A 21,237-nucleotide genomic window follows, 5' to 3' on the forward strand; every position below is an offset into this window, starting at 1 on the left:
TTTATGCTGTAAGCCCAAACAATCGATGGATGAATTCTTTCTGGTTTTGGACAGACTGATCCCGTAAATCAATCTGTCCAAGTTTAGGAGATTACTTGCAAAAGTTTTAGAGTTTTTGCACCAGAACCAGACTTTTTATGGATAGTGCAACTTTATTTTGGATGGATAATTTTCACAATACACGTAACGTTCTGCTTACGATAGATCCTGTAAATCATTTATCTAAAAATTTACAATAAATACATAAATAATTAAAAATTAATAGATAAAATAATACAAGAAAAGTGTATCTGTTCTAGTTAACAGGATAAAGAAAATTATTTTTTTCAAGGGGGAACTACAAATGTTAAAGGAAATATCAACAGTTGCTTTAATGACGAGTGTATTATTTTTAACAGTAAATTCTACACCGAATTTGGTGGGGGAATTTTCAAATCCAAGTGTACAAGAGAAACAAAAACATTCAAAACTTGTAAAAGTGGAAGCAAAAGAGGAAACAGATGCAGTTGCCAATGCGGGTGATGCAGCTGATGATCCAGCAATTTGGGTTCATCCTCATGATTCTGAAAAAAGTAAAATTATTGGAACGAATAAAGAGGGTGGGATAGCTGTCTACAATTTAAAAGGAAAACAACTACATTCGTATAACTTTGGGAAACTAAATAATGTTGATGTACGATATGGATTTCCAATTGGAGGTAAAAAAATTGATATTGCGGCAGCTTCAAATCGTTCTACAAATACAATCGATATTTTTGCGATAAACCCTAAAACAGGAGAATTAGAAAATATTACGGGATCTCCCATTCAATCTAGCATGAAAGAAGTATATGGGTTTAGTCTCTATCATAGTCAAAAAACGGGTATTTTTTACGCATTAGTTGTAGGGAAGGATGGAACTTTTGAACAATATGAGTTATTTGACAATGGAAAAGGAAAAATAGAAGGAAAAAAAGTACGTGAATTAAAGCTAAGTTCTCAATCAGAAGGAATTGTAGCAGATGATGAGTATGGAACAATATATATCGGTGAAGAAGATGTGGCAATTTGGAAATTCAATGCGGAACCAGACGGAGGAAACCAACCGATTGCAAAAGTAGATGGTGCGGATGGAAACCATTTAACAGCAGATATTGAGGGTTTGACGATATATTATGGAAAAAATGGGACAGGGTATTTAATTGCTTCTAGTCAGGGGAATAATAGTTATGCAGTGTATGACCGTAAAGGCAACAATGAGTATATTGGTAATTTTGCTATTGTTGATGGTAAAAATGCTGATGGAACGAGTGATACAGACGGTATTGATGTAATGAGTTTTGGATTAGGAGAAAAATATCCAAATGGCATTTTCCTAGCACAGGATGGAGAGAATATGGATCATGGGAAAATAGTAAATCAGAATTTCAAAATGATAGATTGGAAAAGGATTGCAAAAGGATTCGACTCAAAATTACAGATAGAAAATAACGTAGATCCTCGTAAACTAAAATTTAGAGAAATATTTAGCAAATAGTTAAGGTGAATAAAAGATCATTTCATAGTATATTGAAATGATCTTTTTTAGAATTTTATAATGCCTCAAAACAAAAAAATTGTACATTTTCAACTAGAGATGTCAATTTTCTCGTTTGGGGGGTATTTGCTTTCCTAAGCTTGATGACGATGGGATAGCACCACATTCCCGTCAACTTAAGAAATTGGTTGTTCCCCAAAACGAAATTTCTATCTAAGAAATAAACCATTAAATGTAAAATTAAAATAAATGTATTTTATTTTAATTTCTTAAATACGCATAACCCCGTTCCAATTTTAGAACGGGGTTAAAATAAACTTTTTTAGTTTCTGGTGTGATATAATTCCATATTAAAAATATAATAACACACATTCGTTTAAATATGGTTTGGGTTATTCCACAATCACGCCTGATTGCTATAGATCAATAATTTTTTTAAGGTTCTCAATTTAACAGGGTAAATAGTGATTTATCGGTAATTGTTATGAATTGGTTGAAACAAATCCTCTTGGCTGGTCCGAACAACAGAAAAATTGTCAACATTGTAATGACCATGAAGTATTTCATTATGATGACTTATTATCTTTTCAGCAGATAGGATTGAAGAATCTGTCGTTGAATGACCATCCCCAACTAAAGTAACATCAAAATGATTCACCGTTGCAGTTCTAACCGCTGTGTCAATACAGTGTTCTGTTTTACATCCCATGATAACAAGATGTTCGATCTCGTTTTCCTTTAAAAAATCCATTAATAGTGTACCATAAAACGCATTTGTAGCTACTTTATCAAATATTTTTGCATTGGTTGGCACTTTTACTGTCTGGTGTATTTGAAAACCTGGACCTTTGCCATCAGCAACATCTTTATCCCTCACAAAGATAATCAAAGCATGTGATTCTAGTGCTTTATTAATAACCAAATTAACATTATCTAACAATGCTTCTTTATTAAGCACATTTTTAGTTTCGTTATTACCATCAACTAATTCTTGTTGGACATCAATAATAAGCAAAGCTTGGTTCAATATAAAAACTCCTTTATGCTATAATTTATATATATGTTCTCCATATCTTTCTTCATTCTAATAATCATAATATCGCCCCCTTTTATCTTTTGAACCTATTTCGTTACGAACCTAATAAGTAGTATTGTTATATGTTAAGAGAGCAGACACTACTAGATAGGGGTCTAGGTCTTTTAACAAGTTCTCCTTGACAATTAGGACATACATAATTCATTAATTTTGTACACTCCTCACAAAATGTACATTCATGTGTGCAAATAAAAGCCAAAGATTGCTCTTCAATCTTATTATTACATTTCTCACAACATTTCCTCATCTCAAGTCCCATTTTTATTCCTCCAATAACATTTTTTTCATTATATACATAAAATTATAAATATAATATAATTTTGTTTAAATACAAATTATTAGCTATTTCATCCAAAAGACTTAAAAAATTTATTCATTATAAGCGTTTTGCTTTAAATAAAAAGGGGATGTTTAGAATAGACCATATTGACCGAAAGATTTTACATATTTTTCAAGAAGATGGACGTATATCTATGACTGAACTAGGAAAAATGGTGAACTTATCAACACCAGCTGTAAAAGAAAGAGTAAAAAAATTAGAGGATAAAAATATTATTACAGCCTATAGGGCAGTTATAAACCCAGAGAAATTAAATAAGAATGTAACGGCTTTTGTTTTGTTTGAATCAAAAAAATGTCAACAATTCAGAAATTTTTGCAAAGAAAATCCTATGGTCTTTGAGTGCCACAGATTAGCCGGACAATATAGTTATTTGGTGAAAATAGTCACTGAATCGGTGCAACATTTAGAAGAATTTATAGATGCTTCAATGGAGTTTGGCTATCCATCAACTTTAATTAACTTATCATCACCAGTAAAATATAGATGTATTTTTTAGAATAGAGTTCTTCGAATTTATTTAAGGGATGCTGCCACACATCCATCAACTTAAGGATTTAGACTATTCTTGAAGTTAAAAGCACGTTACTATTCTCTTATGTTAATGAGAAAGGGTGACGTGCTTTTTATGAATATGCATCAAAAACAAGAGTTGTCTTTATTTGCCGAAGAGTTATATCGCTATATGTCTCCCGCTACACTTAATCAATTAGCTATAGAAGCAGGCGGAATGAAACGAAAACGTAAGTGCCATGGGCACCATTTTTTATCTTTGTGTGTATGGTTAAATCAACAAATCGCTACTACCTCTCTTACTTAACTTTGTAGTCAATTAGAAACTTCAACAGGAATTTTATTAAGTCCTGAGGGACTTAATCGACGATTTAACGCGGCTTCTGTAGCCTTCTTTCGAAATGTATTTACTACACTTCTACAAGCTAAAATTGGAGGGTTATCTAGGATTTCTCATTCTCTGTCTGCTTACTTTGAGCGTATTCGCATCCTTGATTCTACAATCTTTCAAGTTCCAGATCGATTCGCAGCTACTTATCCTGGTGCCGGAGGATGTAGTCATAAAGCTGGTGTAAAAATTCAACTAGAGTATGACTTGTTGAGTGGAGAATTTTCTGATGTGAAAATTGAACCAGGAAAACGAAGTGATCAGGCGTATGGTGCGGCTCGAACAGGTATGGCACAAAAGAATGAACTATATATTCGTGACTTAGGATATTTTCGTTTACAAGAACTTTAAGTCTATTCAAGATAAGCAAGGATATTATTTATCACGTCTTAAGTTACCAACTAAGATATATAGAAAAGAATTCGAAACAGTCGTATTTAAAACAAAACCCGCTCAACAGAGACCGGTATAGGGTAGCACCACATGTCTATCAAGCTAAGAAATCGAGTCACCCGAAAAAACGAAAAAGCTCATTTCTTATCTGAAAAAAGATACTAAGTGAGCTTTTTCGGATACTACCAATAATTAGAATTATGTAAAAAAGTTAGTATGGATCTAACTTTTTCTTTTTTTGTTACAAGCATTATACCCTCTTTATTCACAGTGTTTTGAATGTATACTTTTCTTGATGTTTTTGAAGAAAATGATTAACTCACGATAAACTCAATAAAATAAAGGATATGAATGTAAACTAATTATTTGTAATATATTATTACTTTTATTTATATTGTTATAAAGAATTATATAGAGTAGATATTTTTAAGGAGGTATATATGTCTTATAAATTAAATAAAAATAAAATGAGTTATTATCTATTTATGATGGTAATAAGTATTGCAATGATAATTGTCATTTTTTTAGGAGATGGATTTAAGTTAGGCTCTATTTTAAAATGGATTATGTGTATTATATGGTTTTTTGTATTTATAGGGAATCTTTGTTATTACATTAAAAGTTTGAGAAAAAGAAATTTTAGAGATTAGATTGATATGTAAAAGCCTCAATTATCTAATATACATTTAGATAATTGAGGCTTTTGATTTTGTTATTTATCTTTTATTAATACTTAATTTTTTTGTTATATGTATGCTTCCGAATATTAGAGAAACAATTATACCAATTAGGGGTTCAGCCGAGATACATGTAATTTCGGGTCATAGGCTGAATTTATTTCCATTATCAGATTATGGTGTAACAAAAAGGTGTTTTACTAATAATGTTATGAATTATTTTTGATACAGCTAGTTCAACGGTTAGGATATTTCATATTTTCAAATACAAAACGTAACAAAAACGAACGTTTATGTTACAAATATCACCGATAAACAACGTTTGGTAAAAAATGTATTACTATGACCTAGTTTTACACGTATCTCGGCTGAACCCCTAATACGACTTTTGTTTTTTTTTGTTTATCCATATTAAACTCCTCATCGTATTTTCCTTTAAGGATTCGGCTTTTTTATTAAGTATATTTTATTTCACGTCAATTATATTAGAAAACTGTAGAGTCATCTTATTATAAAAAGCATCCGTGCATATTACTGCACTATTTAACGGATCAATATCGACAACAGTCATATAGCTATTGAGTAAATAGCCTTCTTCATAATATGTAATTAGTATTTCTTCTTCAGACAATAAGGAACATAACAGCATGTTCTCAATCAGTTCTTTTTCTTCAACGGTTAAGATCGGCCGAGTTACTTTGTTTTTCTCCTTAATGATTTCACGTATACCGTCAAATTGTTCTGTTAATGCTGCGAATGGAGTCCATTTTACCATCCCTCTTCCTTTTGGCATATTAGCGTTGTTCATTTTTTGTGTCCCCCTAACAATGTGTTTCTGTATCTAGCTGTGGCGCTATGTGTATAGGAAATCCCTCGCAAAATACTGTTCTTACCAAACTTTGTACGTATTTCATCCATTACTTTTGTTAACTTCATTTCTTGTTCTCGTTGTATGACATTATCAAAAAGAGAAATTTGTTCCTCACCTTCCTGAATTAAATTCGTTAGAGAAATATTTATGCTGCGAATGGGTTCGCCAGTATAGTGTTGATGTAAAAAATATGTACAGATATGATAAATATCCATTGTCAAATTAGTTGGGCGGCTCAAAGTATGCGTTTTTCTAAAACCACCTGAATAACTTTTACTGTAACCAACGGAAAAATGAACCGTTTGAGCAAGTTTGTTTTGTCTTCTGAGCCGATAACAAACTTCTTCAATATGTTCCAATAGAACAATCGGAAATTCTTCTATTGTATAGTCGCGCATTAGAATTTGGCTTTTCCCGACAGAAGTTGTAGCAGGAACATATTTTTCCGAAATGCGACTAAAGTCAATTCCGTGGCTATGTAAATGTAATTCTGATCCGATCACACCGAAGCTTTGTTTTAAGTATTTAAGAGGATAATTCGCTAAATCGCCAATTGAATGAATTCCTTTTCGGTTTAACTTCGCTTCTGTTTTACCTGAAATTCCCCAAAACTTGCTAAGTGGTCGTATCGGCCATAATTTTATGGGTACATCTTCGTACTTCCAATATGCTATGCAATCTTTTGTTTTCTTCGCTTCCACATCTAATGCTACTTTGCTCATTAAAGGATTAGGACCAATTCCTATCGTGCATTCAATCCTAGTTTTCGCATATATTTCACGTTTGAATTTCATTGCGAATTCGTATGGATCATTAGCAAACAAATGAATACTATCCGTAATATCCATGAAGAACTCATCTATGGAATATTGGTGGAAATCTTCAATAGGAACGTACTGTAGAGCTAATTTTGTTATGTAATTGGAACATTTAATATATGTTCCCATTATTGGATTCACAATAAGAATATCTTTTCGTCGGGGAATCTCGTATAGCCTTGCCATCTTCTTCACACCCATTGCTTTTAATGGTGGGGTTGCGGCTAGTACTATTGAGCCATTTCTATTTACATCACCAACTACAGCTAACTTGGTGCGAAGTGGATCTAATCCCATCTTGACGCACGATACGCTGGCGTAGAAGGCACGAAGATCAACACATAAAATGATTCTATTCGGTAAAATTGAATAGTCATACACTGTGATTCCTCCCTAAATAAAAGAACGTTTGTTCTTATTATATACGAACCTGCGTTCTTTTATAAAGAGGTTTTATAAATATATTTGTCTTATTGGGGTAGGACGTACATTTTAAGGTGAATTTTGTTTGTCTCAAATACCAACGTTTTTGAGATTGGTGATATCGCTTAGAGTAGTAAAATCAGTCGAATTTGCTTAGCGTATATTTTCGTTAAAATGTGGGCGGGACCCCATGCCCATCAAGCTAAGATTATGTAAAATCAATTTCAACTTAAGAGCTTTCTATTTTCTGAAGACTAAGTATAAATTATTTAAAGGTTTGCACAAGAAATAAACCCTAAAGGGTTTCGTTTTTTTAATTAAGCTACATGATTGTGAGGTTTGGAACAATTGTACACGACGCCTAAAATATCAAAGACTGTCTTTTTCTCATATCGATGAGATTTTCGCCCGTTTTTGTGTAAAAAATCGAACAGACGAAGCAAGATCTTTGATAGCTCATGGGCGTCTTTTTGTAGAGCTTGATAAAAAAGTGGAAAATAATCTTTAATGATATAAACAGCTTTATATTCACTCAATTCTCGTTTCTTCTTGATAAGGAGTAATTGGCGCATTTGAAACATAGTGGAGGAACAAAGAAGGATGCTAATTAATTGCCCATATAGATGACACTCTAATCTTTCCAGTTTTACAGAATTACATTGATGAATACGAAAAAATGATTTCCATGTTTTAAAGATAAGTTCAATTTGCCAACGTAATGAGTAAAAATCATATACTTGTTCCTTTTGTAGATATTCCAAAGGAATATTCGTAATGTAAAAGTTAATTGCACTGAGACGTTTACTGCGTTCCTTATAGGTAATTTGCTTCTTGTGTTCTTTAGATGCTAAATCCTTTTGCCTACGTTTCATTTGCGTCTCAGTTAATTTATACAGAATTAGTCTTGTAGGAAGCTTTTGATACATTCCGATATAAACATCAGGGATTTCATATGTTTCACCAGGCTGTAATTGATCAATAAATTGCTCCATATCTAGTTGGATGTACTCAGAATGTTTTTTTATCGTTCCATTCTGAAAGTATTCAGGCTCTTTGTTTTTCTGATATATGCGAGTATTGAGCTTAAGTCGTGAGATGAAATAAGCACTGTACTTGTCTATGGTATGTAAATCTTTTAAGTCGAAGTATCCTAAGTCCCGTATACATACATCTTGCGGTTGAAGAGATTCGTGACAAGTAGAACCGTAAATTTTATCATTGTGCTTTCCAGCACCCACATGAACATGTAGAAATTGACCACTTAACAGATCGTACTCTAATTGAATTTTCACACCGGCACTTTGACCACTACCTCCTGAGCCTTGGTATGTAGAAACGAATTTATCTGGAACCTGAAAATGTGTAGAATCCAATACACGAATACGGTGAAAATAGTTTGTATACAAAGTTGAAATCTTGCTAGAAGAACAAAATTGTTGATGAAGTAAATACGCTAATACTTGTTGTAAAAACTGTACAGCTCTAGAATTAAAACGTTGATTGAGTCCTTCTGGACTCATAGAAATACCTGTGTTAGCTTCTAATCGACTACATAGTTGTGTCAATGAAGTGTTTGCTATGTTTTCGCTTAACCAAACACAAAGAGCTACTAAATCTTGTGCACGATATTTACTTTTCCGTTGAACAAATCCTATTTCTCTAGCTAACTGATCTAAAACATGTGGTGACATATATCGTTGTAATTCTTTAGAAAATAATTGTAGTTCATCAGAAATCGATAGATTCATACAAAAACGCCATCCTTTCTGTATATTTCTACAAACAGAATAGCGTTTTTTTCTTTTTATGGATACAGTTTTATCAGAGTTTGATAGCAATGTGACGAGACTCCTGTAAGACCTCCGTTAAGAGATTCCTTAAAATTAACATTTAGGTAATTTTTGTAACAAGATGTCTTGTTAATTCATTTTTAATAATTTATAATACTAACTGTATATGGTGTGTATGTTGTGCATCTTATACCATAACACTTATCGATAGAGAGGTTGTTTAATGAAAATAATCTTAAGTAATGTATCAAATCAGCCTTTATATCAGCAGATAAAGGAGCAGATTAAAGAATCAATATTTAACAATGAATTGAAAGAAGGCGAACAGCTACCATCAATCCGCTTATTAGCTAACGACTTGCATGTAAGTGTACTAACCACAAAAAGAGTCTATGCAGAACTAGAAGCAGAAGGTTTTATTATTACTAGGGTTGGCAAAGGAACCTATGTAGCCCCCACAAACTTAGAGTTATTAATGGAATCCAAGCGCCACATGGTAGAAGTCAAACTTGCAGAAGTTTGTCAGATGGCTCGAAGTATAGGAATTCATGCGGATGACCTCCATTCGATGATGGACTTAATTTTAGAGGAGGAGGAGAACGGCAAATGAATGCTGTGTTAGAAGTGAATAAACTAAATAAAACTTACGACAGCTTTTCATTAAAAGATGTTACTTTTTCACTTAACAAAGACTGTATAACAGGCTTTATTGGTACTAATGGTTCTGGGAAAACTACTACAATTAAAGCAATCCTTGGCCTCATTTTAAAAGATTCCGGAAAAATTAATTTTTTAGGAAAAGATATGGATAAAAATGAAAGGAAATCTAAAAACAAAATTGGCATCGTGCTAGATGAGGGATATTTCTATGATGAATTAACATTGAAGGAAATGAAAAATGTGATTGCCCCTTCTTATACTGATTGGGATGAAGCGGTCTTCTTATCTTACATTAAACAATTTAATTTAAATCTAGGACAGAAAATTTCTACTCTATCCAAAGGTATGCGGATGAAATTTGCGGTTGCTTTGGCTCTATCCCACCATGCAGACCTATTGATAATGGATGAACCAACAAGTGGCTTGGACCCATTGGTACGGAGTGAATTGATGAATATTTTTCTGGATTTTATGAAGGAACCAGGGAAAAGTGTCTTTTTTTCCACTCATATTACCTCTGATTTAGATAAAATTGCCGATATGATTATTTTAATCGATGATGGAAAAATTTTAGTTAATGAGGAAAAAGATGTGTTAGTGGACACACATGCATTTGTAAAAGGAGACAATCAATTAATTAATGACCAAACCAAAAACCTTTTTTTAAATTTGCATCAATCTCAATACGGATTTGAGGGGATTACTCATAAAAAAGATGATGTGCGTCGACTCATGCCTGATGTATTGATGGAAAGACCAACTATAGAGGATATTATGCTTTCATACATCGGAGGTATTAATCATGTTAATTAACCTTGTAATGAAAGACTTTATGCTAGTTAAAAAATATTTCTTAATTTTACTTGTTTTTGCAGCTATCGCTCCTATTTATGTTTCTACACAAATACAATTAAACGATGGCGGTCTTGTTGGCTTTCTTTTAACAGTGATTTTGATGGAGCAAATTTTATTTGGTACGATATCCAAATTTGAGGATCAGTACAAGGGGGCGGCTTTACTTTGTGCAACTCCATACACACGAAATGCATTTGTAAAAGCAAAATATCTCTTTCTCTTTGTAATTTTTATTTGTGTCTCCATCATCCGTATTATTACGTCAATTATCATACCATCGGGTATAGAAAAACTCAGCGTAAACGCTCTTGGAATAACATTTTTAATTCTTAGTATTTTATTTGGTATACTACTCCCTGTTCAATTTAAATTCGGTTATGACAAAACAAAAATTATAACATTTTTTACTGTCTTTTTAATACCTTTTGTCGCTCCTACTCTTATAAAGGGACACATTGATTTTACAATTACCTTTCCATTTCCACCAATTGTTCTGGCATGGATGCCTTGTTTTATCTCAATAGTTATTAGTCTTATATCAATGATGATATCTCTCAAAATATATGAAAAAAAGGATTTATAATTAAATTTTAAATATAATAGGGGTAGCTGTTTAAGGAAATATATTTAGTATCGTACATATTTATTTCTTTTCAGCCATCCCTGATAAAAATTCAAGGCCCCCTTGTGATATACCAAATAACTGTAGAGATATAAAATTTTCGTTTTGGGGATACTTCAAAATCTTAGCTTGATGGGCATGGGGCGGGACCCCATTAATAGAGGAAAAGCATCGCAACTTTTTTGCAAACATCGTGACTTTATTTCAAATTCACATTTGTTCCGTTTTGTTTGGATCTTCTACGAAAAAAAAGACCACTTTAAAAGGGTGGCCATTTACTTATTTCATTTTTGGATAATATTTCCAGTAACGATCATTCTTAGAGTTGGTGTTGTACGGATAACAAACATAAATATCATTTATTTTCCCTATGAAAATTGTATTTGAACATTTTTTTGAGACGATATGACATTTATGTTTTTTAATACCTTCATATAAGAAATAGCCTTTTGATAATATAGACATGCTTTTTCAAATTGACCTTCCTCTTGATAACAAGTTGCTAAATCAATATAAAATATAGATAATTGTTTATTATCTTTTTGATTTTCAAAAAAAGGAATAGCTGTTGTTTCAAGAAAACTTTTTAGATTTGTTTGATCAAAATTTAAATAATTTTGATATGAAAATAAACAATTTAATTTAGGATATTTTTCTGTAGATTTTAAACCTTGATCTAAGATCCTTTTAGCCTTAGAAATTTCTTGTTTATTAAAAAGATAAATCATATCATCGTATAATTTTTCTAATTCGAGTATTTCTAAGTCTATTGTATTATTTTTGATTTCCTCCAATCTTTTATATAATGATATTTTAATTTTACGACTTGCAACTAGCTTATTATTTTCAATTTTACTTAAATAAGATGCTGTACATATTCCATAACATAGGGCTTCTTGTGTAATTCCATGTTCTAGTCGTTCTTTGAGAAAGAACTCTCCTGTATTTTCATTCTGATTTGCTTCATTAGACTCTAGTAACTCCATTCGTTCTGATAACAATTGTATCATCTCAGGTTTAACCTTAATTTTATTATTTTCAATAAGGCTTAAATGAGCTGTTGTGCATATTCCGTCACATAATTCCCTTTGGGATAAATTATATGCTTTTCTAAATCCACGAATTTTTTTACCAATTGTATTCAATATCATATCCCCCTAGAATCTCCTATAAATTACTCTTGATTCTTATAATTATAATACCTATTTAACAAAAAAATGGATTCTTTCTTGGTTAGAACAAAAACACCTTGGAAGATATCCCCTTGCGATGTGTAAAGAAGGTGGCGCTGGTGCAAATATAAAGTACATTAAACCTTCTGATAATCGTGGTGCGGGCTCATATATAGGTAATAAAGTAGAAGAATTACCCGATGGAGCGAAATTTAAGATTGTTGTAAAATAAGCGGTGCGAACCTATTTTACATTTATATGGACGTCCTACATTCGTTAGTAGGGCTTTTTTATTTGTCGAAAAAATTCGAAATAAAAATACAAAAAACAGTTGATTATAGGACTTATAAGTCTTATAATGAGGTTATAGAAATAATCAAAGAAGGAGGATGAATAAGAAAATAAGCCATTATCACTATGATAAATGGCTTTGAAATGAAATTAGGATTTACAAGTGGGAGCCTGACAATTCCCTTCAATCCTTCTACAAATATTATAGCAAAAGAATTGTGGGAGGAGAATTTTTGATGAAAGTAATTGATAACTACATGACACCTAGTGAAGCTGCATTTTATTGGGGAATCTCTGATTCAACTTTAAGAAATAAGCTACAGGAAGGTTTTTCTCAAAAAGCTGATAAAGAAAGAGAAATGATGATTCAACAGGGTTTAATTAAATGTTTTATTAAACCTAACGGAAAGAGAAAAGAGTGGATTATTACAACCGAAGCAATGATAAAGTGGTTTGGAGAACAGCAAAAATAATTTTATGAATGTAATTAATTAAGGGAAACTCTAAAGACAAAAGAAAGATGTCCTCTAGCCTGGCAGCTCAAAAACATCTTTCTCTGATATCAAAACATAATTCTAGAAAGGATGATTTACTATGAAACAATCCTTAATTAAAATTACGTCTGGTGAGCCTATTTTAACACAACCTCACCTCAAAACGAAATTCCAAAAAAATTTTACGCATTCATTTCAGAAAATTACAAAAAGTTAAATGTATACTTTGGTATTGAAGAGAACGTTTCTGATCAAATCTGGTTTTATAGCTTCTTCATTGTATCCATTTCAATGCTCCTTTTCACATATCTCATCAGTGGAATTATGTACGGATTTTAAAAGGAAAATTGTATTTTCGTTATCATCCGGCTAGAGAAGGAGGAGAAAGCATTGATTCAAACACTAAAAAGTACGATGCAATTTATTGGTTTGGTATTAGTGAGTGCTTTGATTGCAATTAGTTTAGTAAATTAGTTTATTTTAATACAATTTGAATTTTGTAGAAAAAGGGGAATGAGAGATGGAATACATTGAAAAAGCAATTAAAGATATTAAAGAAAATTGGTTTGAAAATCATGTAGCTGAAATTCAAGGTGAAGAGGGATTACAAGTTATTTATTGGGGTAAACCTGGGACGGGAATGTATCGTACTAAATATGTGCTTTCAGGATATAACGTGTTTATTTCGGGTGATATTGGTGAAGCGGTGTATAACCTTACATGTCCAGCGACATTGGAAAACATCAAAGGATTCAATTTAGGGTATTTTACTGAAAAGTTAACGGCATTTTGTGAAGAGCGTTGGAATTTCGATGAAGAAAAGGCTAAAAAGGAACTTGATGAATATTGGGAAGAATACGATATGAATGAAACGGAAGACGGACAAGAAATATATGATGGCATTATTTCAGCAATTGGTGAGAGTTCATCTATGGAAAGTTACCACTTTTGGTTAAGTGATGTTTACCATAATAGCTTATTAGATTCCGACACAATGGAAGATATTTGGGGTTTCGGTAAAAGGTTACCACGTCGTTTAATTGGTTACTGGTTAGGATTACAAATGGCAATTGAGCAATTAGAGAAAAGTAAACTTGTAGCAGAAGCAGTAACTTTATAACAAAAGCGTTATTTGAATAGAAAATGGCAGCTGAAAATTCAAGGATGAATCAGCTGCCAATAGAGTAGTTATTAAATCTTATTATTAAGCTTTTAATTTGGATTTTTGCTCTTATTTCGAGAAGAAATTATACCGAAAATTGCACCAGACATTGCACCGATTAAAGTTGGTAAGAGTATACTCCATGCTGCAAATGACATAATTATACCTCCTAATAATAAAATGTTGTAACTATATATTTTATTATATCTTAATTTAAGAATGTAATGTAAGGAAAGCTTGGAAAATCAAACAAAATAGTTATTTGAATAGAAAGGGAGATGGAGAGAATGAGATTCGCAGGAATGGTAGCAAATATGTTTAGTGAGGAAAGTCGGTACTTTAATGTAGTTAATGGCCCATTAGTTACAGGAGAGACATATGATTTAGGAATACTTTTGAAATACTCTGTATTCGGAATGATTGATGGTGTGTTTGTAACAGAACATGAATATTGTGGAGAGATTGAAGGCTTTCATATTTTTTCTAGGTACTGCGATATGCGAAAAATGTTTATAGTGAGTGAAATGACTACAGGTGGAATTATTTCACACTCGCCAGTAAGTGTATATAGAGCGTTACTTAAAGCACGTCGTTCTTTGAGGAAGAATAAAGAAAAGGCTCTTAAAATCATGAAAAAGCATCAAGAAAGATGTTATGTAAATATTTTAGTTGAAGACATGCCAGAGCATTTAAGAGACAAGGTGATTGAAAAGCAAAGAAAACAAATAGAAAAAAGAAATCCAGTTCAAGGTTTTTTTGAAGATTATGACGGACAAATCATTTTGAGCGACGTTAGAAATTTTAAAAGTAAAAAAGAATTTGTTGAACAGGCTGAAAAGTATCTCTTAGAAAATAAAAGTTGCCAAGAAACTGTTATTAAACCGCACGTAACAAACATACTTGTTGGAGAAGAAGAGTGGAAACCTGCTGATGATCCGGATTTCGAAGGGGAAGAGATTACAGTATATTGTGCGGAAGTACATTCTGAAAACTAAACAAAATCCTTATTTGGGAGGGAACAAGAATGAGAGAAGAAACCATTGTTATTAATATCCCACGAGTAGAAGAGTGGACATTAAGAAATCTCAAATCAGTTTGTAGGCATAACAAAATAAAAGGTTATACAAAGATGAATCGAGAGCAGTTAGTGCAATGTGTGAAAGAAATTCTTGGCCACATAAAAAAGGAGGATAACGGATGAGTATCTACAAAAATGAAAAGCAACTATTAGAAGAACAAATGTGGAAGATTGTATTACATGCAACAAAGGAGAATGGTGTATTCATAGATGATGCTGGCTGTGATTGGTTTACTATACACGATGAAACGTTTATTGGTTCCGTAGAATGGATAGTTTCTAGAGATCAAGAAGTAGCAAATTTAGTGAATGCTATCAATACTCTAAATGGGAATTTGCACTTGGTGAATAAAATGGATGAACTACAGCCTATCTTTAAAGATTAAATAACAAAATATGAATGGAAAGGAGAATATAAATGAAAATAGGTGTATCTGTATGGAGAGTTCTTTGCAAAGAAACAAAGTTGAAATTACTTCAAAATGCAATGTTAGAAAGCAAAAGCCGTGTTGTAAGATAGAAACCTTTAATCATCTGGCGGTAATCAAAGGGTCAAGATAAATATGAGTGACTGTAGAACGAAGGAAAGATGGATAATCCCTTCTTTCTGATAAAAATAAGTACTCCAAATCAATCCAATAAGGGGGAGTTATCGTAATGAAGTCGGTTCAAATATTAAAAGTTAAAGAAGTTGATATTGGAACGGTTGATAAACATGGAAATCCATTGAAACAATCTGATTTCGTTGTAGCGCAAGATGATTTTGAAGGAATCAGTATTTGCCAAATTCTTTATAACGGAATTACAAAAGAATTTGTTGCCATGAGCTTCTCTGGTTGGTGGATTCCGTATCAAGATTTATCAATTGCAACTGAAAAACTAGATCATGTTATTGCAAAGGAGTTTCTTGGATTGAAGAAGTGTGGAGCATATTGGGGAAAAAACAATACTCCATTCATTCGTATGCCAATTGAATACTTTAATCCAGTTGAAGAATTTACTTTCATCTTAGAAAAGTTGAGTAGACAGTACAAAGAACTATATAAAGTAAAAGAACATGGTTGTTGGTATCTAACAGTTAACGGGAAAATATACAGTGAGGAAAGACTTGGAGTAGCTACATGTTTAGCTGCAATCGATTGTGCAAGGAATAAAGCTTAATATGGCTTGTAGGCAATGTAAGGGGAGAAATAACATTTAAAGACTGAAAATTCTATTTATTAAAGGGGGAGATTAAAATGTTAAATGTAGCATTACAAGAACAAACCTATTGGAAAGAACAACAAAAAATTCTTCAGAAAAATAATAAGAAATTACTCATTTCATTAGAAACGCATTTATATGAAAAATTAGAAGGATTAGCACTTTATAATGAAAGGTTAAATGATATTGCTTCAGAGCTTGTTATAGAAGGATTAGATTACATTTATATGGAGGATATTCCGGTTCACCAATATCATGCATTTCAACATTTTATAGAAATTGAATTATCACACTTTCAACAAAAGTTACTGCAACAATTAGCACTCAAAAGAGGATGCTCAACACGAAAAATGGCGTATACAGTATTACATTTCATGCTCAAAGCACAGTAAAAGAACCCTACCATAAAAGCAGGATTCCTTTACCAGGTATTCTGTCAGCAATGAACAGTACTTAGGAATTGAGTCTAGACCACTCAATTCTTTTTTAATGGTACATCAAGATTGAAGAAAATTTCAAGAGTAACAAAAAAAGATAGGAATAATCCTATCTTTTTTTGCACAAGGGTTTCGATGACAGAAAACTCATTCAGCTCATACCCTATTTTAAATTAATAAAACAGAAAATTCTATCTAATGGTTATTTTTCTCAATATACGTTAGTGTATTTTTAAATTATAATATATTTAATTCTTTTTATTATTATATATTTGTTTTTTCCTGTTGAGAATCCTTATGAAGGGTTCTTTTTTTCTTAATATATAATTTAATCCCTGCAATAATTATGTATTTTTTATACAGCTACTGTTGAGATAGCATGTTTATATATCAATTGTTGTTTATCATTGTTTTTAATTAAAATTGTAAACTTATCCATCGCAATTATTTGCCCAGGTATTCTAAAACCATTCAACAAAATAATTGTAACCTCTATTTTTGCTTCTATTACTTGTTGATACAGATCTTCTTGAATGCTGATCATTTAGATGGTTGCAACTCCTTTTCATTTTTAGAACCTTTCATCACTTCTAAAAATAGATATTCCTTTACTGCTATTTCCACAGTTGGACAATATTCAATTTTTGATAATTTGTGAAGTAATGAAAGATTTTTATTTAATTTATCGATCATGTCATCTAACGTAATTTGGTCTACACCATATTCAATAACTGGATTTAAGAATACATCTAATTCTATAAGATTAGGTTCAATCAAAGAAACAATCTCTTGTACTTTAGGTAATATAATCGTTTCATATCGTTTTTTGAATGATTCTAAATCAGTTGGCTCAGGTTCATTTGCACATAACTTTTTAAAGGAAATCACTCGAATATCATATCGTAATTCATCAATTTGATTTTGATAATATGCTTTATCAAAACCATCTTTATCAGCAACATCAAAATGTAGTTCGGTATTTGATCTACGCTTTTTTTTGTAGAAATCCATGAGGATTTGTTCTTTTGAGTTAAACATCATAACAAAGACGGTACGTTCTAAATTCATGATTTGGTTTACAACATTTAACGTCTCATCTAATACTTTAGCGCGTTCTTCATCACTTAATTTTCGAATAGAGGAAGGAACGAGATTTTTTACATTCTCAAATGATTCGGATTTTATAATATGTTGAAGAGAAAATTGAGCGACGTCGGGTAAACAAGGGTCTGTCGTTCTATCGAGAAGAAACAAATCCTTAATTGCTCGTACCGCATGTTTGATTTCTTTTTGAGCCTGCCGAATCTTCTCTATACTTCGGTCAAGATATTGTGGTTGTTTTAGGCGATTGAAAATATACTCACGTCTTTCTTCGAAATGTTGCTGTAAAAGTGACATAGTTGTTTCCCCTCTCTAATTTTCTGAATTGATTAAACTTTCCTTTTATATTGTATCATCAAACTTTATGAATTAGGGGACAGTAGCAAAGTTTATTTAAAAAGACAAAGTTTGAAAGTGCATATCAGACAATCAGAATCGAATATTCTTTACCAAGGTAATTATCAAAGTGAATACCATGTTCATAACCAAAGAATCTATCATGATAGTACTATCAAACGAAATCATTGCTTTCACTATGTATATAGGCACTTTTGATTTTTGTTTATAAAGGGGGGATTACGTTGGAAAATAAAATGGCAGCAAAAGAAACCTGTGAGTATTGTCATTGTTTTTTGTCACTTTGGATGTATTGGGAGTATTACGGAAAGAAGTATTGTTCTGAAGCCTGTCAACATCTAGATAACAAATAAGGGGAAATGAAAATGGAAAATTCTTATGAGGTTATTGGTAACCAAATAAAATTCTATTTGAAGAGTGATCCATTGAAAGGATGGAATCAAATACCTAGTCCACGATTTAGGAATAGCCAAGAAATAGCTGAATGGTGTAGGAGTTCAACGAACGAGTTCATGTGTCAATGGGATGCGCTTAATCAAAATGCAATGAGTGCAACGGATACAACGGACTTCTTGTACAGATGGATCAGCTGGTATGTGAAGGAGCCATTGGAGGGTACAGCGCGAGAAATACGAAAATTACCAGATGAACTTGCGAGTTTCCTAACAAACGTACCTGTTGATGCATTTGAGCTAATCAAAAATACCTCTCACATGGTTTTAGATTGTATTTACATTGCACTGGACTGGATACCGCAATTATTAACGATTTTGTTTTGCTAGGAGGGGAAAATATGTTTAAGCGAAAAGAGACAATTTCTTTCCAATCCTTCATGAATCAGTCCTATAAGAAGAAAAAACAAACAAAGATATACAGTATAGGTCCTATTAGTCCACTTGCATTCTTTCATATGTCACAGCCACTCGTTCAGACATATCTTGCGCTTGGCGTATTAGGGGGCCTTACAATTGGAGCTGTTTTGTTAGAGAAATACTTGGTACGTAATGATCATATGTTTCCGGCAAAACTTGTTTCAGAAGGGCTGTATTACGGTGTACGGATAGGTGGAATTGGATTCATTGGCTATGTATTTATCCGTATTTTGATGATGTTATAGGGGGTGAGATACTTGAAAGAGTGGTTACAAAAAAGAAAGTATAAACATCAATTAGAAACAGTGTTTCGAAAAGCGAAGCTATATGATGAGCATGTTACAAGAGGGGGAAAGGTTCCGGTTTTCCCTAAAATCCATGACATCTTGGAACAAAAAGAAAGTGTGCGGTACACTTTTACATTGCCAAATGGAGTGGATCCAGCGCAAATTCAAAAGAAATGGTTTTGCTTTCAGCAAATTTTAGGTAAAAACCTCATGATCCAAGGTAGCGTGAAAAAATTTGTACTTCATGTTTTCTTTTCCGATGCAGGATTACAGCAATATACGTATCGATATAAACATTGGCAGCCATTATTACAAGAGTATCGTTTGCCAGTTGTGGTAGGACGTGACCAATTCGGGAAAATGATTCTCTATGATATGGTGGAGGCAAATACACCACACTTATTGATTGCGGGGGAAACTGGGAGCGGAAAAAGTAGTATGGTACGCGTTGTATTATCTACATTAATTCAATATATGACCCCCAATCAACTTCATTTGTACCTGGGGGATTTAAAGAATTCAGAGTTCCACTTTTTGCGAAGAGTGAAACATGTAAAAGATGTCTGTATGGAAGAAATGGAAATGACAGCAATGTTGAAAAAGCTATGGAAAGAAGTGCTGTATAGAAGAAAATTGATGGAAGAATATGAAGTGGGCCATATCGATGAATACAATGAAATAACTCCAAATGAACAGATCCCTTATATCTTAATTGCGATTGATGAAGTAGCCATGCTACAGGATGAGCAAGAATCTACTACCATCATAGAAAAAATATCCGCTGTTGGCCGATCACTTGGTATCTTTCTTATGCTTAGTATGCAACGTCCCGATGCTAAAGTGTTAGATGGTAAATTAAAACTCAATATGACGGTAAGGATGGGCTTTAAATGTGCGGATTCTATAAACAGTAATATCATGGGGACCCCTGGTTCTGAACATCTAGAACAATCTGGACAAATGATTCTAAAACTAAATGGATTACAAAAGGTGCAAGCTCCTTTTCTAGAATTAAGTAAAGCGAAGGAGATCATAGAACCCTATCGCATCCCAAAAGAACAAGATGCTATGAATAAGGAGTTAGAAGAGCATAGACAAGAAGCTGTATTTGGGGTGTTAGATGATGTTAACGAATAGAGACAAACAGATTATCAGTCATTTACAGCAATTTCGTTGTATGTCGCGGGATGATATTATTGATCTTCATTTTAAGAAAGTAAAAAATGCAGTTACTTGTTGTAACACTGTCATGAAGCGTTTATGTCGAGAGGGATATATTGATGTAGATACGTCCCAACGTCCATATGTGTATTTTCCTTATCCAAGTCCCATACGTAAAGGTAGTCAAAAAATCCGGCATTTCTTAGCGATTGTAGATGTATACAAACAGTTACTACAAGTTGAAAGACCAAAAGTGTTCCAGGTAGAACCAAAGTATAAGAAAGGGTATATGGAGCCAGATATCTTTACCATTTGGCGCAAAAGTCCGTTTTTTGTTGAAGTGCAAAAATCTATTTATAGTAAAGCGGTAATGCAAGCAAAGATAAAGCGATATGAATTATATTTTCATAGTATGGAATGGCAAAAAGAATCGTGGCAGCCAAAACATACACATGTATTCCCTGCTCTGTTACTTCTTACTGATACTAAGTATCCAATCTCAAGCGTAAGTTTCCGTATCTTTCAAGCCCCTTCTATTCAGCGCTTTCTAGAGCAAGTAACACCAAAGTCAAAAACAATCTCTGTGCATGTTGGATCATCGAAAAAAAATTTATAACGAATTGGCGAAATAAAAAATCATCTCTTAAAAAATTAGAGATG

General features: G+C 32.5%; 27 protein-coding genes and 3 pseudogenes. 21 read left to right on the forward strand and 9 right to left on the reverse strand.

From position 1 onward, the window contains the following. Window position 1 precedes the first annotated feature (1 nt). Window positions 2–85: pseudogene (locus tag JDS96_RS23115) on the reverse strand (IS6 family transposase); the annotation flags it as partial. A 258-nt stretch (window positions 86–343) separates the two neighbouring features. Here JDS96_RS23115 and JDS96_RS23120 point away from each other — a divergent pair. Then, the gene (locus JDS96_RS23120) at window positions 344–1,516 is read left to right on the forward strand and encodes a phytase (protein WP_003203196.1); all 1,173 of its coding nucleotides are present in this window, start codon (window positions 344–346) and stop codon (window positions 1,514–1,516) included. Window positions 1,517–1,985: 469 nt separating this feature from the next. Here the strand turns inward: JDS96_RS23120 and JDS96_RS23125 are convergent, their stop codons facing one another. Both JDS96_RS23125 and JDS96_RS23130 read right to left on the reverse strand, forming a co-directional pair. Beyond that, window positions 1,986–2,543: an isochorismatase family protein gene (locus JDS96_RS23125; protein WP_006097279.1), complete on the reverse strand. Its 558-nt coding sequence runs from the start codon at window positions 2,541–2,543 to the stop codon at window positions 1,986–1,988. A 127-nt stretch (window positions 2,544–2,670) separates the two neighbouring features. Next, the gene (locus JDS96_RS23130; RefSeq protein WP_018766997.1) at window positions 2,671–2,871 is read right to left on the reverse strand and encodes a DUF1272 domain-containing protein; all 201 of its coding nucleotides are present in this window, start codon (window positions 2,869–2,871) and stop codon (window positions 2,671–2,673) included. A gap of 157 nt (window positions 2,872–3,028) precedes the next feature. Between JDS96_RS23130 and JDS96_RS23135 the strand changes: the two genes are divergently transcribed. The 3 genes and pseudogenes from JDS96_RS23135 to JDS96_RS23145 all read left to right on the forward strand — a co-directional run bounded on the left by JDS96_RS23135 (window position 3,029) and on the right by JDS96_RS23145 (window position 4,896). Next, window positions 3,029–3,451 carry an Lrp/AsnC family transcriptional regulator gene (locus JDS96_RS23135; RefSeq protein ID WP_199668174.1) on the forward strand — a complete coding sequence of 141 codons (423 nt, stop codon included), beginning with the start codon at window positions 3,029–3,031 and terminating at the stop codon, window positions 3,449–3,451. A 129-nt stretch (window positions 3,452–3,580) separates the two neighbouring features. After that, a pseudogene (locus JDS96_RS23140) lies at window positions 3,581–4,322 on the forward strand (IS4 family transposase); the annotation flags it as partial. Window positions 4,323–4,686: 364 nt separating this feature from the next. Next, the gene (locus JDS96_RS23145) at window positions 4,687–4,896 is read left to right on the forward strand and encodes a hypothetical protein (protein WP_098785235.1); all 210 of its coding nucleotides are present in this window, start codon (window positions 4,687–4,689) and stop codon (window positions 4,894–4,896) included. A 493-nt stretch (window positions 4,897–5,389) separates the two neighbouring features. Here JDS96_RS23145 and JDS96_RS23150 read toward each other — a convergent pair whose 3' ends face one another. The 3 genes from JDS96_RS23150 to JDS96_RS23160 all read right to left on the reverse strand — a co-directional run bounded on the left by JDS96_RS23150 (window position 5,390) and on the right by JDS96_RS23160 (window position 8,783). After that, a complete protein-coding gene (locus JDS96_RS23150) occupies window positions 5,390–5,731 on the reverse strand; it encodes a YolD-like family protein (protein WP_199668143.1) in 342 nt (113 codons plus the stop codon). Next, window positions 5,728–6,993, reverse strand: coding sequence for a Y-family DNA polymerase (locus JDS96_RS23155; RefSeq protein WP_199668145.1), 1,266 nt, complete (start codon window positions 6,991–6,993; stop codon window positions 5,728–5,730). Before JDS96_RS23155 ends, JDS96_RS23150 begins: the two co-directional genes overlap by 4 nt. Before the next feature lie 359 nt (window positions 6,994–7,352). After that, a complete protein-coding gene (locus JDS96_RS23160) occupies window positions 7,353–8,783 on the reverse strand; it encodes an IS4 family transposase (protein WP_199668146.1) in 1,431 nt (476 codons plus the stop codon). A gap of 265 nt (window positions 8,784–9,048) precedes the next feature. On the opposite strand from JDS96_RS23160, the gene JDS96_RS23165 reads away from it, so the two are divergent. The 3 genes from JDS96_RS23165 to JDS96_RS23175 are packed head-to-tail and all read left to right on the forward strand — an operon-like array spanning window position 9,049 to window position 10,923. Continuing rightward, complete coding sequence (locus JDS96_RS23165; protein WP_078984725.1) at window positions 9,049–9,435, forward strand: GntR family transcriptional regulator; 387 nt, start codon at window positions 9,049–9,051, stop codon at window positions 9,433–9,435. Next, window positions 9,432–10,298, forward strand: a complete 867-nt coding sequence (locus JDS96_RS23170; protein WP_199668148.1) for an ABC transporter ATP-binding protein — start codon at window positions 9,432–9,434, stop codon at window positions 10,296–10,298. Before JDS96_RS23165 ends, JDS96_RS23170 begins: the two co-directional genes overlap by 4 nt. After that, on the forward strand, window positions 10,288–10,923 hold the full coding sequence (locus JDS96_RS23175; protein WP_199668150.1) for an ABC-2 transporter permease: 636 nt from the start codon (window positions 10,288–10,290) through the stop codon (window positions 10,921–10,923). Before JDS96_RS23170 ends, JDS96_RS23175 begins: the two co-directional genes overlap by 11 nt. Before the next feature lie 407 nt (window positions 10,924–11,330). Here the strand turns inward: JDS96_RS23175 and JDS96_RS23180 are convergent, their stop codons facing one another. After that, the gene (locus JDS96_RS23180; RefSeq protein WP_242479972.1) at window positions 11,331–12,113 is read right to left on the reverse strand and encodes a helix-turn-helix domain-containing protein; all 783 of its coding nucleotides are present in this window, start codon (window positions 12,111–12,113) and stop codon (window positions 11,331–11,333) included. A 106-nt stretch (window positions 12,114–12,219) separates the two neighbouring features. On the opposite strand from JDS96_RS23180, the pseudogene JDS96_RS23185 reads away from it, so the two are divergent. The 9 genes and pseudogenes from JDS96_RS23185 to JDS96_RS23225 all read left to right on the forward strand — a co-directional run. After that, a pseudogene (locus tag JDS96_RS23185) lies at window positions 12,220–12,366 on the forward strand (NucA/NucB deoxyribonuclease domain-containing protein); the annotation flags it as partial. A 295-nt stretch (window positions 12,367–12,661) separates the two neighbouring features. Continuing rightward, window positions 12,662–12,898: a helix-turn-helix domain-containing protein gene (locus JDS96_RS23190; protein WP_097847908.1), complete on the forward strand. Its 237-nt coding sequence runs from the start codon at window positions 12,662–12,664 to the stop codon at window positions 12,896–12,898. A 276-nt stretch (window positions 12,899–13,174) separates the two neighbouring features. After that, window positions 13,175–13,258: a hypothetical protein gene (locus tag JDS96_RS32360; RefSeq protein ID WP_307838204.1), complete on the forward strand. Its 84-nt coding sequence runs from the start codon at window positions 13,175–13,177 to the stop codon at window positions 13,256–13,258. A 181-nt stretch (window positions 13,259–13,439) separates the two neighbouring features. Further along, window positions 13,440–14,039, forward strand: a complete 600-nt coding sequence (locus JDS96_RS23200) for a hypothetical protein (protein ID WP_199668153.1) — start codon at window positions 13,440–13,442, stop codon at window positions 14,037–14,039. Between the two features lie 329 nt (window positions 14,040–14,368). After that, window positions 14,369–15,076, forward strand: a complete 708-nt coding sequence (locus JDS96_RS23205; protein ID WP_199668154.1) for a hypothetical protein — start codon at window positions 14,369–14,371, stop codon at window positions 15,074–15,076. Between the two features lie 29 nt (window positions 15,077–15,105). Next, the gene (locus tag JDS96_RS23210) at window positions 15,106–15,282 is read left to right on the forward strand and encodes a hypothetical protein (RefSeq protein ID WP_199668155.1); all 177 of its coding nucleotides are present in this window, start codon (window positions 15,106–15,108) and stop codon (window positions 15,280–15,282) included. Further along, window positions 15,279–15,545 (forward strand): hypothetical protein, encoded by a 267-nt coding sequence (locus tag JDS96_RS23215; protein ID WP_199668156.1) that lies wholly within the window; start codon window positions 15,279–15,281, stop codon window positions 15,543–15,545. Before JDS96_RS23210 ends, JDS96_RS23215 begins: the two co-directional genes overlap by 4 nt. 271 nt (window positions 15,546–15,816) lie before the next feature. Further along, complete coding sequence (locus tag JDS96_RS23220; protein ID WP_199668157.1) at window positions 15,817–16,320, forward strand: hypothetical protein; 504 nt, start codon at window positions 15,817–15,819, stop codon at window positions 16,318–16,320. Between the two features lie 77 nt (window positions 16,321–16,397). After that, a complete protein-coding gene (locus JDS96_RS23225) occupies window positions 16,398–16,754 on the forward strand; it encodes a hypothetical protein (protein WP_199668158.1) in 357 nt (118 codons plus the stop codon). A 400-nt stretch (window positions 16,755–17,154) separates the two neighbouring features. Here JDS96_RS23225 and hfq read toward each other — a convergent pair whose 3' ends face one another. Then, window positions 17,155–17,343 (reverse strand): RNA chaperone Hfq, encoded by a 189-nt coding sequence (gene hfq / locus JDS96_RS23230; protein WP_199668159.1) that lies wholly within the window; start codon window positions 17,341–17,343, stop codon window positions 17,155–17,157. After that, window positions 17,340–18,197: a hypothetical protein gene (locus tag JDS96_RS23235; protein WP_199668160.1), complete on the reverse strand. Its 858-nt coding sequence runs from the start codon at window positions 18,195–18,197 to the stop codon at window positions 17,340–17,342. The genes hfq and JDS96_RS23235 overlap by 4 nt, the downstream gene beginning before the upstream one ends. Window positions 18,198–18,481: 284 nt before the next feature. On the opposite strand from JDS96_RS23235, the gene JDS96_RS32885 reads away from it, so the two are divergent. From JDS96_RS32885 to JDS96_RS23255, 5 genes are read left to right on the forward strand one after another with little or no spacing between them, the layout of a single operon-like run. Next, window positions 18,482–18,610 carry a hypothetical protein gene (locus tag JDS96_RS32885; RefSeq protein WP_274605966.1) on the forward strand — a complete coding sequence of 43 codons (129 nt, stop codon included), beginning with the start codon at window positions 18,482–18,484 and terminating at the stop codon, window positions 18,608–18,610. A gap of 12 nt (window positions 18,611–18,622) precedes the next feature. Continuing rightward, the gene (locus JDS96_RS23240) at window positions 18,623–19,039 is read left to right on the forward strand and encodes a hypothetical protein (RefSeq protein ID WP_199668161.1); all 417 of its coding nucleotides are present in this window, start codon (window positions 18,623–18,625) and stop codon (window positions 19,037–19,039) included. Window positions 19,040–19,050: 11 nt separating this feature from the next. After that, window positions 19,051–19,374: a hypothetical protein gene (locus JDS96_RS23245; protein ID WP_199668162.1), complete on the forward strand. Its 324-nt coding sequence runs from the start codon at window positions 19,051–19,053 to the stop codon at window positions 19,372–19,374. A gap of 12 nt (window positions 19,375–19,386) precedes the next feature. Continuing rightward, window positions 19,387–20,553, forward strand: coding sequence for an FtsK/SpoIIIE domain-containing protein (locus tag JDS96_RS23250; RefSeq protein ID WP_206777186.1), 1,167 nt, complete (start codon window positions 19,387–19,389; stop codon window positions 20,551–20,553). Then, window positions 20,537–21,193, forward strand: a complete 657-nt coding sequence (locus JDS96_RS23255) for a replication-relaxation family protein (protein ID WP_199668164.1) — start codon at window positions 20,537–20,539, stop codon at window positions 21,191–21,193. The genes JDS96_RS23250 and JDS96_RS23255 overlap by 17 nt, the downstream gene beginning before the upstream one ends. Window positions 21,194–21,237 lie beyond the last annotated feature (44 nt).

This window comes from Bacillus cereus group sp. N21, assembly GCF_016483395.1.
GTDB lineage: Bacteria > Bacillota > Bacilli > Bacillales > Bacillaceae_G > Bacillus_A > Bacillus_A pseudomycoides.